Origin of the sequence: Clostridium sp. DMHC 10, assembly GCF_001270375.1 — a bacterium.
In the GTDB taxonomy this organism is placed as follows: domain Bacteria; phylum Bacillota; class Clostridia; order Clostridiales; family Clostridiaceae; genus Clostridium_S; species Clostridium_S guangxiense.
The window spans coordinates 1,341,075-1,353,475 of sequence record NZ_LGVB01000015.1; the positions used below are offsets into that span (position 1 = coordinate 1,341,075).

General features: G+C 30.4%; 10 protein-coding genes and 4 pseudogenes. All 14 read left to right on the plus strand.

The window, feature by feature from the left end; genetic code table 11:
- Positions 1-22: 22 nt before the first annotated feature.
- The 14 genes and pseudogenes from AGR56_RS08430 to rpsO all read left to right on the plus strand — a co-directional run bounded on the left by AGR56_RS08430 (position 23) and on the right by rpsO (position 12,367).
- Entirely contained in the window at positions 23-979 is a 957-nt protein-coding gene (locus AGR56_RS08430) for an AI-2E family transporter (protein ID WP_053241889.1), read from the plus strand.
- 22 nt (positions 980-1,001) lie between these two features.
- Positions 1,002-2,158: pseudogene (dxr, locus tag AGR56_RS08435) on the plus strand (1-deoxy-D-xylulose-5-phosphate reductoisomerase).
- Between the two features lie 11 nt (positions 2,159-2,169).
- Positions 2,170-3,189: an RIP metalloprotease RseP gene (gene rseP, locus AGR56_RS08440; RefSeq protein ID WP_084756919.1), complete on the plus strand. Its 1,020-nt coding sequence runs from the start codon at positions 2,170-2,172 to the stop codon at positions 3,187-3,189.
- Positions 3,190-3,210: 21 nt separating this feature from the next.
- A pseudogene (ispG, locus tag AGR56_RS08445) lies at positions 3,211-4,261 on the plus strand (flavodoxin-dependent (E)-4-hydroxy-3-methylbut-2-enyl-diphosphate synthase).
- A 269-nt stretch (positions 4,262-4,530) separates the two neighbouring features.
- Positions 4,531-4,977 carry a ribosome maturation factor RimP gene (rimP, locus tag AGR56_RS08450; protein ID WP_053241890.1) on the plus strand — a complete coding sequence of 149 codons (447 nt, stop codon included), beginning with the start codon at positions 4,531-4,533 and terminating at the stop codon, positions 4,975-4,977.
- A gap of 13 nt (positions 4,978-4,990) precedes the next feature.
- Positions 4,991-6,068, plus strand: a pseudogene (gene nusA / locus AGR56_RS08455) (transcription termination factor NusA).
- Positions 6,069-6,100: 32 nt separating this feature from the next.
- Positions 6,101-6,367: a YlxR family protein gene (locus AGR56_RS08460; RefSeq protein ID WP_053241891.1), complete on the plus strand. Its 267-nt coding sequence runs from the start codon at positions 6,101-6,103 to the stop codon at positions 6,365-6,367.
- A complete protein-coding gene (locus AGR56_RS08465; protein WP_053241892.1) occupies positions 6,360-6,674 on the plus strand; it encodes a ribosomal L7Ae/L30e/S12e/Gadd45 family protein in 315 nt (104 codons plus the stop codon). Before AGR56_RS08460 ends, AGR56_RS08465 begins: the two co-directional genes overlap by 8 nt.
- Positions 6,675-6,689: 15 nt before the next feature.
- The gene (infB, locus tag AGR56_RS08470; RefSeq protein WP_053241893.1) at positions 6,690-8,816 is read left to right on the plus strand and encodes a translation initiation factor IF-2; all 2,127 of its coding nucleotides are present in this window, start codon (positions 6,690-6,692) and stop codon (positions 8,814-8,816) included.
- 24 nt (positions 8,817-8,840) lie between these two features.
- Positions 8,841-9,206, plus strand: a complete 366-nt coding sequence (gene rbfA, locus AGR56_RS08475) for a 30S ribosome-binding factor RbfA (RefSeq protein WP_053241894.1) — start codon at positions 8,841-8,843, stop codon at positions 9,204-9,206.
- Positions 9,193-10,161, plus strand: coding sequence for a bifunctional oligoribonuclease/PAP phosphatase NrnA (locus AGR56_RS08480; RefSeq protein WP_053241895.1), 969 nt, complete (start codon positions 9,193-9,195; stop codon positions 10,159-10,161). Before rbfA ends, AGR56_RS08480 begins: the two co-directional genes overlap by 14 nt.
- Positions 10,161-11,030 carry a tRNA pseudouridine(55) synthase TruB gene (gene truB, locus AGR56_RS08485; protein ID WP_053241896.1) on the plus strand — a complete coding sequence of 290 codons (870 nt, stop codon included), beginning with the start codon at positions 10,161-10,163 and terminating at the stop codon, positions 11,028-11,030. The genes AGR56_RS08480 and truB overlap by 1 nt, the downstream gene beginning before the upstream one ends.
- Positions 11,031-11,043: 13 nt before the next feature.
- Positions 11,044-11,980 (plus strand): annotated as a pseudogene (locus AGR56_RS08490) (bifunctional riboflavin kinase/FAD synthetase).
- Between the two features lie 123 nt (positions 11,981-12,103).
- Complete coding sequence (gene rpsO, locus AGR56_RS08495) at positions 12,104-12,367, plus strand: 30S ribosomal protein S15 (protein WP_053241897.1); 264 nt, start codon at positions 12,104-12,106, stop codon at positions 12,365-12,367.
- Positions 12,368-12,401: the final 34 nt, after the last annotated feature.

Here is a 12,401-nt window from a genome sequence, read left to right on the forward strand (position 1 = left end):
TAATGTTCAAGGAGTAGTTATTTTGGAAAAATATAAAAAATTAATCCAATGTGCTTTTTTGCTTGCAGTTTTTATAGTATTAACGCTTATAATAAAACATTATTTTAAACCTTTTTTTGTAATGTTTTTTTTAATTATACTCTGTACACCAATATATAATTTCTTGTGTAAAATTAATATTTTTAATAATAAAATAAATGCGGTTATAAGCATAGCTTTTGTTAATACTATGATTTTTATGTTTTTTATATATATAGGAAATTTTATAATAAAAGAAATTGGTATCAATGCTATAAATAATTTTAGTAGTGTGGATTTTAATAAAATGTACTTTATCAAGGATGCTGATATAGCAGCTATTTTTGAAAAAATAAAAATTCAGATTACTAGTTTTTTTAATAGCGATTTTATAAGAAGAGGTGCTATATATACTACAGATAGTATCTTAGCATATTTTGTTGGCAATATTGGGGTTTACTTTATTTTGACAGATAAATATGATATAGTTAGCTTATCTAAAATTGTACTGCCAGATAGTAACATACAACTGATATATAAAAAAATTGGTGAATTAAAGAAAATAATTGCGGTAGAGATTTCTTTGGTAATAATAACTACAGTTGAGACTGTTATTGGTCTTTTAATATTAGGAGTTGATAACGCTGTTATATTTGGACTTTTGTGTGGAGTTTTAGATATATTACCATATGTGGGAACTATACTGGTTTTTTTACCTCTAGTTTTATATAAAATTTACTTGAAGAATTACATAATAGCTTTTGGAATACTTGCTCTATATATTTTACTTCAAGTAAACAGGCAAATTTTAGAAACAAAATTTATGAGCAGCAGGCTTAAAGTGCATCCGCTTTTAATATTAATTTCTTTGTACATAGGAATGAAACTGTTTGGAGTGATAGGAATATTTATGGGACCATTGTATGTAATAAGTGCAAAGGAAATAATATTCTCAGTTTAAGGTTATAATAGGAGTTGATATAATGAAAAATATATCTATAATAGGGGTAACTGGTTCTATAGGAACTCAGACGCTTGATGTAATAAAAAGTGATATACATAAATATAAATTAATTGCAGTTACAGCTAATAAAAGTTACGAAAAGATGATACATATAATAGATGAATTCAGACCTGAAATTGCAGTACTCACAGATGAGACAGCATATAAAAAACTATATGAGTATTTTAAGGATAAAAACATAAAAACAGAAATAAAATTTGGTATGAAGGCTTTAAATGAGGCTGCTTCGAATGAAAATGCTGATATAGTTGTTACATCTATAGTTGGCATGATTGGGCTTATGCCAACTATAAATGCAATAAGAGCAGGAAAGGATATAGCACTTGCTAATAAGGAGACACTTGTAGTTGGAGGGGAAATAGTAAAAGAAGAGGCAAAAAAGCATGGTGTAAAAATACTTCCAGTAGATTCAGAACATGGAGCTGTTTTTCAGTGTCTTCAAGGAAATGAATCTAAAAATGTAAAGAATATACTTCTTACAGCTTCAGGAGGACCATTTAGGGGAAAGACTGAAGAGGAGCTGAAAGATGTTACAGTTAAAGAAGCATTAAATCATCCAAATTGGAGTATGGGTAGCAAAATTACAATTGATTCTGCAACACTTATGAATAAAGGACTTGAGGTTATAGAAGCTCACTGGCTTTTTAATATGCCTTTTAAAAATATTAAAGCAATAGTTCACCCTCAAAGTATTATACATTCAATGGTTGAATATAAAGATGGAAGTATTATTGCGCAAATGGCAGTTCCGGATATGAAACTTCCAATACAATATGCTCTCAACTATCCTGAAAGATGTGAAGCTGTCATTGAGCCACTTGATTTTTTTCTATACCCAATCTTCAGTTTGAAAAACCAGATTTAGATACATTTAAGTGTTTGAAATTTGCATATGAAGCAGGAGAAGCAGGAGGAATAATGCCAGCAGTTTTAAATGCAGCAAATGAATATGCAGTGGATTTATTCTTAAAAGAAAAGATTAGCTTTAATAAGATACATGAGATTATATATGATGCCTTAAATAATTTTGAAAATAAAAGTGTTAGGGATGTAAATACTATAATAGAAGAAAGTGAAAAAGTAATTAAATATTTAAAAAATAAATATAACAAGTAGGAGTGGTGGATTTGAGCCTTATTAATATAATAATAGCTATTTTGGTTTTAGGAGTAATAGTATTAATACATGAATTAGGACATTTTGTACTTGCTAAATTAAATGATGTAAATGTAGAAGAGTTTTCAATAGGCATGGGACCTAAAATATTAGGTTTTAAAGGAAAAGAGACTCAATATTCACTTAGAATACTTCCAATAGGTGGATATGTTAAAATGCTTGGTGAAGAGGAGAAAAGTGATGATCCACGTGCGTATAATAACAAATCGCCACTTAGAAGATTAAGTATTGTATCAGCAGGACCAATCATGAACATTATACTTGCAGCGGTTTTATATGCACTTATTGCACAAGCAACTGGATTCGTTTCTTTAAGAATTAGCGCTGTTTCGCCAAAATCGCCAGCAGAACTTGCAGGAATTAAAGTTGGAGATACTATAATTAAAGCTAATAATTCAAAAATGCTAACTTGGGATGATTTTTCTCTTAAAATGTATTTAAATAAGAGTAATAATATAAACGTTACAGTTAAAAGAAATGGAGAAATAAAAAATTTTAATATTAAACCGATGAAAAATACTAAAGAAAATCGATATATGATAGGAGTAGGTCCTACGAATGTAAAAAATCCATCTGTGATTGAAGGTATTAAATACGGTTTTAATGAAACTATATTTATGGTAAAGGAAGTTTTTATTAGCCTTAAAATGCTATTTACAGGTAAATTATCTGCCCAGGATGTTTCAGGACCTGTTAGTATAATAAGAGTAACTGGAGCAGCAGCCAATGCAGGGCTAGTACCACTTATAAGTTTCATGGCATTTTTAAGTGCAAACGTAGGATTATTTAATTTATTGCCTATTCCAGCTTTAGATGGAAGCTATGTAATATTATTTTTAATTCAAATAATAACAGGTAAAAAAATAGATGATAATAAGGTTGGAGTAATAAATACAATAGGTTTTGCGCTTCTTATGGCGCTTATGGTCATAGTTACAATAAAAGATATTTTATATCCGCTTAAAATTTGAGTTTTGTAGAGGGGTAACATTATGATAAGAGTAAAAACAAAAAAGATAAAGGTAGGAAGTAAATTTGTTGGAGGGGATTCACCGGTTTCTGTTCAATCTATGACTAATACAGATACTAGAGATCCTATAGCAACTTTAGAACAAATAAAGAGACTTGAAGCAGAAGAGTGCGACATAATAAGGTGTGCTGTGCCAGACATGGAAGCTGCTAAGGCTTTAAAGGAAATCACCCAAAATACCAAGATGCCTGTAGTTGCTGACATACATTTTGATTACAGATTAGCACTTGAAGCTATAGAAAACGGGATTTCTGCTCTTAGAATTAATCCTGGTAACATAGGTTCAAAGGAAAGAGTAGAGATGGTGGCATCTAGTGCTAAAGAAAAAAATATTCCCATACGCATTGGTGTTAATTCTGGTTCGCTAGAAAAGGAAATTTTGGCTAAGTACAATGGTGTTTCAGCTGAAGGCTTGGTTGAAAGTGCACTAAAACATGTAAGAATACTTGAAAATGTAAATTTTGATGATATTGTAATATCCATTAAGTCATCTAATGTACAAATGATGATAGAAAGTTATAGGCTCATTTCACAAAAAAGTTAATTATCCTCTGCATCTTGGAGTTACAGAGGCAGGAACTATATGGAGAGGAACTATAAAGTCTTCAATTGGTATAGGAGCTCTTTTGAGTGAAGGAATTGGAGATACAATAAGAGTATCATTGACGGGAGATCCTGTTGAAGAAGTAAAGGTTGGAAGAGAAATATTAAAAACTTTTGGCTATATTAAAAGTGGAATAGAATTTGTTTCATGCCCTACTTGTGGAAGAACATCTATTGATTTAATAAAGATTGCAAATGAAGTTGAAAAGAAACTTGAAAACTGCAATAAACATATAAAGGTTGCAGTAATGGGATGTGTCGTAAATGGGCCTGGTGAAGCTAGAGAAGCTGATATTGGGATAGCTGGAGGAAAAGGAGAAGGGCTTATATTTAAAAAAGGAAAGATAGTCAAGAAAGTAAAGGAAGAATATTTGGTAGATGAGCTTATAAATGAGATTAATAATATGTAGCTTCCTATTTCATAAGTTTTTAACTTTTTATTGAAATTTTTATTTGAGTGTGATAAACTAGAAATAGTTTAAAGTTTACTTATAGATTTTGCTTTGGAGAGTGGGTTCAAAACCCGCTCTTTAATTTTGTAAGCGCAACGTAGGTTGCGCTTTTCGTTAAGGTGTTTTCTATAAACTAATTGCTTTAGTATGTATGTTCATGGAGAACTAGAAGATATTTGTTTAAAATATTAAAAATAGCAGAACATATGTTGTAAGGAGGGATAAATATGATAGAGGAAGTAAAAGAAGCAATTAAAGAAGAAGTTGAAAAATTAGGTTATGAATTTTACCATTTAGAGTTTGTTAATGAATCAGGTGAAAATTATCTTAGAGTATATATAGATAGTCCGGATGGAATAGGACTTGATGACTGTGAAAAAGTAAGCAGAAGAGTAAGTGATATTCTTGATGAAAAAGATCCTATTCCTTACAGTTATTGTTTAGAAGTATCGTCATCAGGTATATTTAGGACTTTGTTTACAGATGAGCATTTGAAAAGGTATAATGGAAGTATGGTAAAAGTAAAAGTAAAGGGTACCTTTAATGGTAAAAAAGAATTTTCAGGTGATTTAGATGGATTTGATGAAGAGAGCGTAAACATTGCTAACAACAATGAAATAATAAAAATTCCTAGAAAAAAAATAAAAAGAGTAACTTTAGAAGGGGAGCTTTAAAGGAGGGTTAAAAATGAATCAGGAATTTATACAGGCGCTTAAGGAAATAGTTGGTGAAAAGGGAATAAGTGAAGATATGCTTTTTGAAACTATAGAAGATGCTTTAGTTGCTGCGTATAAAAAGAACTATGCGAAGGTAGCAGAAAATGTTCATAATGTTAAAGTAACTTTAGATAGAGAAAATGGAGAAATCCATGTTTACTCACAAAAAAAGGTAGTAGATGAGGTTTTTGATAAAATAACTGAAATTTCCTTAGAAGATGCTAAAAAAATAAATTCTGTATACCAACTTGACGACATGGTTGATGTTGAAATTACACCTAAAAGTTTTGGAAGAGTAGCTGCACAAGCTGCAAAGCAGGTAGTGGTTCAAAGAATTAAAGAAGCAGAAAGAAGTCTCATTTATAATGAATTCCAAGAAAAAGAATTTGATATTGTAACTGGTACAGTATTAAGAAAAGATAAGGGAAATGTTTTGATAGACCTTGGAAGAATTGAGGCTATTCTTACACCATCAGAGCAAATAGCTAGTGAAGATTATGTATATAATTCTAGAATAAAATTATATATAGTTGAAGTGAAAAATAACTACTAAAGGAGCACAGGTTGTTATATCACGAACTCACCCTGGACTCGTTAAAAGATTATTTGAACTTGAAGTGCCTGAAATATATAATGGTATTGTAGAGATAAAGGGTATTGCAAGAGAAGCAGGTTCAAGAACTAAAATAGCCGTTTATTCAAATGATGAGAATGTAGATGCTATGGGAGCTTGCGTTGGTCAAAAAGGTATAAGAGTTCAAAATATAGTTAATGAACTTAAAAATGAAAAGATTGATATAATCAAATGGAGTAAGCTTCCTGAAGAATATATTGCTAACTCTATAAGTCCAGCTAAGGTAATAGATGTAGAAATTAATGAAGAAAATAAATCAGCACAAATTGTAGTTGAAGACAATCAACTTTCACTTGCCATTGGTAAAGAAGGTCAAAATGTACGTCTTGCTGCAAAACTAACTGGGTGGAAAATTGATATCAAGAGTAAATCTCAAGTTGAAGTTCAAGCTGAAACTAGCGATGATGAGCAGTAGAACATAATTCTATTTTATCGGAGGTGATATTAATGAAAGTTAAAAAAATACCTCAAAGAATGTGCACGGGATGTATGGAAATGAAGCCTAAAAAAGAGCTTATAAGAATTGTTAAAAATAAAGATGGAGAAGTTTCTATAGATATTACAGGTAAAAAGCCAGGCAGAGGTGCGTATATTTGCAAAAATATAGAATGCTTGGAAAAGGCAGTAAAACAAAAAAGACTTGAAAAAAATCTTGAAAAAAAAATTGACGATGAATTATATGCTAAGCTAAAGGATGAGATTATTAATGAATAATAGATTTCTGCAATTTTTAGGAATAGTTAAAAAATCTGGGAAGATTGCTGAAGGATACAATAAATGTGAAGAAATATCGAAAAACGGAATGGCAAAATTAATAATACTTTCTGATGATGCTTCTGACAATACAAAGAATAAGTTTGAAAATTATTCACTTCGGTATGATATTCCTATTATAAAGAATGGATTTTTAAGTGAAGATTTGGGAAAAATACTTGGTAGAGAAAATATTAAAGTAATATGTGTTACTGACTATAAGATGAGCTGCAAATTAATAAGCATATTGAAACAGCAAAATGATTAAACGGGGGTGTATAATTTGTCGAAGATTAGAATATATGAATTATCAAAGGAAATAGGTAGATCAAGTAAAGAACTCATTACCATTCTTGAAGATGAATTTGGAATAAAAGTAAAAAACCACATGAGTGCAATAGATGAAGAAGATGCAGAACTTATTAAAGAAATGTTATCAGATGATGAAAAGGAAGCAGCTGTTGACAAAAAAGATGATGAAAATCCATCAAATATAGTTGAAGAATATGAGGAAATAGTTGATAATAGCATAAAAGTTAGAAAAAATAGAAAAATTAAAAATAAAGCCAAGGATTCGGAACAAAATTTGAACGAAAGTGTAGCTTCAGCTGATAATGATGATAGAGATGTTATAGAAGTTGATAAGACATTGACAGTTAAGGATTTAGCTGAAAAGTTACAAAAACCAACTACTGAAGTTATTAAACAGCTTATGTTTATGGGAGTACTTGCAGCCATAAATCAGGAAGTAGATATTGAAACAGCTAAGAAAGTAGCTGATAAATTTAATTTTGATGTTGTAATGAAATCAGATGAACAAGAAAAGAAAGAACTTGAAAGCGAATTTGAAGATGAGTTTGAAGCTGAAGATGCAGAAGAGTCTGATAAAAATTTGATAAAGAGACCTCCTGTTGTAACTGTAATGGGGCATGTAGATCATGGAAAGACATCACTTCTTGATGCAATAAGAAAATCAAGTGTTACAGAAACAGAAGCAGGTGGAATAACACAGCATATAGGTGCATACACAGTTAATGTTAATGGAGAAAAGGTAACTTTCTTAGATACTCCAGGACATGAAGCATTTACTGCAATGAGAGCTAGAGGAGCTCAAATTACTGATGTTGTAATTCTTGTTGTCGCAGCAGATGATGGTATTATGCCTCAGACGAAGGAAGCAATAAACCACTGTAAGGCCGCTAAGGTGCCTATTGTTGTTGCAATAAATAAAATTGATAAACCTGGTGCAAATATAGATAGGGTAAAGCAGGAACTTTCAGAAGAGGGTCTTATCGCTGAAGATTGGGGTGGAGATACTGTTTGCGTTCCAGTTTCAGCACGTACTAAGGAAGGCTTGGATAGTTTACTTGAAATGACTGTACTTACTTCTGAAATATTGGAACTTAAAGCTGACCCAAATCGTAAAGCAAAGGGTACTGTAATTGAAGCAAAGCTTGATAAGGGAAGAGGAGCTGTAGCGTCACTTCTTGTTCAAAATGGTACACTGCATGTTGGAGATTCAATAATAGTTGGTTCTACTTACGGAAGAATAAGAGCTATGTTTGATGATAAAGGTAAAAAAATAAAATCAGCTGGACCTTCAGTTCCTGTTGAAATATTAGGATTATCTGATGTTCCAGAAGCAGGAGATAAATTTAATGTAGTAAAAGATGAAAAAACAGCTAGAAATATGGCTGATTTGAGAGTTGAAAAGCTTAGAAATGCAAACCTTGCAGCTAAACATAAAGTTTCTTTGGAGGATTTGTATAATCAAATTAAAGAAGGAAAAGTTAAGGAACTTGGAATTATAATAAAAGCAGATGTTCAAGGTTCAGTTGAAGCTGTTAAACAGTCTCTTGAAAAATTATCAACGGCTGAAGTTAAGGTAAGAGTTATACATGGAGCAGTAGGAGCTATAACTGAAACAGATGTATCGCTAGCAAGTGCTTCAAATGCAATAATTATTGGATTTAATGTGAGACCAGATAATAATGCATCAGCTCTCGCAGAAAAAGAAGATGTTGATATTAAGACTTATAGGGTTATATATAATGCTATAGATGATATAAAATCAGCAATGGTTGGAATGCTTGAACCTGAATTTAAAGAAGTAATTATAGGAAGAGCTGAAATAAGGCAAGTATACAAAATTTCAAGTATTGGAACTGTAGCAGGGTGCTATGTAACTAATGGAAAAATAACAAGAAATAGTCAAGTTAGAATAATTAGAGACGGAATTGTAATTTTAGAGGGAGAACTTGCATCTTTAAAGAGATTTAAAGATGATGCTAAGGAAGTTGCACAGGGCTTTGAATGCGGAATTACAATTGATAAGTTTAATGATGAAAAAGAAGGAGACATTATAGAAGCATTCGAAATGCAGGAAATTAAAGTGAAGGAAAATAAATAGACTGCTTTGGAAGGGAAGATTCGTATGGCTAAGTATAGAAGTGGAAGGATTAATGAGGAAGTCAAAAAAGCTATAAGTAGTACAATACAGAATGACATAAGAGATCCCAGATTTACAGCTATGGTAAGTGTTACAAAAGTTGATGTAACTAAGGATTTAAGATATGCTAAGGTATATATAACGGTTCTTGGAGATGAAAGCAAGCAAAAAGAAACTATGTCCATACTTAAAAATAGCGCTTCATTCATAAGAAGACAGTTAGGGCAAAGTGTTAAATTGAGGTATACACCTGAGATAATATTTGAACTTGATACATCAATACAGTATGGAATGCATATAGATGCTCTCTTAGAAAAAATAAAGGAGAATAGGGAAAATGATAGTAAATGAAATAATAGACAAAATTAAATCTAGTAAAAAAATTGCTATTACTTTTCACGTATCTCCAGATGGAGATTCTATTGGTGCTAGTCTTGGACTCTTATGTGGACTTAGATTAATAAAAAAAGATGTTTCTATATTGTGCAAAGAAAAACTTCCAGATGTTTTTTCATTTTTGCCTAATTCATCTGAAATAACAGGAGAGAATGCTGTTATTTCAGATGATATTGATTTACTAATCACATTAGATTGTGGTGATGTAGAGAGATTAAACTATGAAAAAGATGATAAAAGTTTTAAAAATAGGGATTATTTTGTTATAAATGTAGATCACCATCTTACAAATAAATCATTCGGAAATCTTAATTATGTAGATACAAGTGCTTCTTCAGTTGGAGAAATAGTGTATCATATTTTGAAGGAGATGAATGTTTGCATAAATCAAGAAATAGCTGCTTGTCTGTATACATCAATATTAACTGATACAGGGTCTTTTAGGCATTCTAATACTACTAGAACTACTCATTTAATTGCCGGTGATTTGATAAGTACAGGTATTGATTTTAGTGAAATACATAGAATTATATTTGATAATAAAAAGTTTGAAGCATTAAAACTGCAAGGACTTGTGCTAAATAATATGTATTTAACTTGTAATAAAAGATTATGCATAATGAAAGTGACGAAGGCTATGATAGATGAGTCAGAAGTAGATGAAGCTGATACTGGAGATTTAGTTTCAATAGGACTAAAAGTAAATACAGCAGAGGTTTGTGTGCTTTTAAAAGAAAAAGATGATGTGGTTAAATTAAGTTTAAGATCAAAATCTAATGTTGATGTAAGAAAAATAGCAGAGAAATTTAATGGTGGTGGGCATACAAAGGCAGCTGGATTAGTTATGGAAAAAAGTATTGAAGAAGCGGAAGAAATTATAGTAAGTGAAATTGAAAAAGAGTTGATATAATGAATGGCATAATAAACTTATATAAACCACTAGGTATAACTTCTTTTGATGCTGTTAGTAAAGTAAAAAAAATTTCAGGTGAGAAGAAGGTAGGGCATACAGGTACTCTTGATCCACTAGCTTCAGGAGTTCTACCTATATGTATTGGTAAGGCTACAAAACTTGTAGACTACATAATGCAAGGAGAAAAAATATATAAGGTTAAAATGAAGCTTGGAGAAGTAACTGATACTTATGATAAAGAGGGAAAAATAATTAGTGAATCCAAGGTTGAATTTGATTCGAATGAGGTTACTCATGCTATTATGAGTTTTAAAGGAGAAATAATGCAAGTTCCACCAATGTATTCTGCTTTAAAGGTTAATGGAAAAAGGCTTTATGAACTTGCAAGAGCAGGAGTAGAGGTTGAAAGGGAAGCAAGAAAAATCAATATTTATGATATTACTATACAAGATATTGATATCCCTTTTGTAACTTTTACAGCAAGATGCTCAAAAGGGACATATATAAGAAGTTTGTGTTTTGATATAGGACAAAAACTTGGCTGTGGGGCTGTAATGTATGAACTGGAGAGATGCGCTTCAGGGATTTTTAATATAGATGACAGTGTTAAATTAGAAGATTTAACAAAAGAAAACTTTGGTCAAAAAATTATTCCTATAGATAAATGCCTTTACAAATACCCCTCGGTAAAATTTGATGAAAAATTTGAAAAGCTGCTTATAAATGGTGTAGCAATTAAAGATAGGAGAGCCTTAACTAATATTGACGCTGATAAAGTTTATAGTGTATACAATAAAAAAGATGAGATACTTGGTCTGGCATCTTTGACTCATAATGGTTTTAAAATTTTAAAATTATTAACTTAGGAGAAATGATTTTATGATAGTTTTAAATGACAGTTTTAAAGTTAAATTGGAATATAAAACTTATGTAACTATAGGAAGTTTTGATGGACTTCATAAAGGTCATTTAAGTTTAATAGATAAAGCAATAGAATTAAGCAGAAAAAATAATATTAAGAGCATGGTTAATACTTTTAAAGAACATCCTCTCAACACTATTAATAAAGATATTGCGCCTAAGATCATTATGGATAATGAAACAAAAATACAAATTCTTGAGGATTATGGGCTTGATATACTTAATTTATGTAATTTTAATGATGTAATGAAAATGCTTCCTGAAGATTATGTAGTAAATATGCTTAAATCTTACAATATTAAAGGAATAATAACAGGTTTTAATCATAAATTTGGATATAAAAATCAAGGAGATGTAAATCTTCTTAAAAAATTAAGCGAAAAATATGGTTTTGAACTTTTATATTGTAGAGCCTATTAAAGTGAATGGAGAAATTGTAAGCAGTACTTCCATAAGAAAATATATAACTAATGGTGAAATTATAAAGGCAAATGAGATGCTTTTAAGACCATATTCCCTTAAAGGAACAGTTATACATGGACGAGAAGTTGGAAGAACCTTGGGATTTCCTACAGCTAATTTAAAATATGATAATAACTTTGTGGTTCCAGCAGTTGGTGTTTATTACACGATTGTAGAATATAATAACAAAAAATATAAAGCTATAACTGATATTGGATATGCCCCTACAGTAAGAAATAGTGACTTTTCAATAGAAAGTTATATGTTAAATTTTAATGAAAATATATATGAAAAAAGTATAAAAGTTAATTTTATTGAAAAAATAAGAGATGAAGTTAAATTTAATAATTTAGAGGAATTAAGGAATCAACTTGAAAAAGATAAAAATTTTGCGAAATCAAAAGATTTAAAAAATAATTTTAGTAAAAAATAGAATTTTTAATTTACATTTTCAAGTTTCTTTGTTATAATTACACGTGGAAACCTTATGCTAAGAGTACTGAATCACCGACGATATTCTTGGAATAAGGGGATAATTAATGGAGGTGTTTTATTAATGGATAAAGCAAGAAAACAAGAAATAATTACAAAATATGCAAGAAAAGAAGGAGATACTGGTTCTCCAGAAGTACAGATTGCATTACTTACAGAAAGAATTAATCATTTAAATGATCATTTACAATCTCATAAAAAAGATCACCATTCAAGAAGAGGTCTTTTGATGATGGTTGGTAGAAGAAGAGGTCTTTTAAATTATCTTGAATCTGTAGATATTGAAAGATATCGTGAAATAATTAAAAATTTAGGCTTAAGAAAATAATAAAGTCGGGGAGCGGTACATAACCGCTCTATTA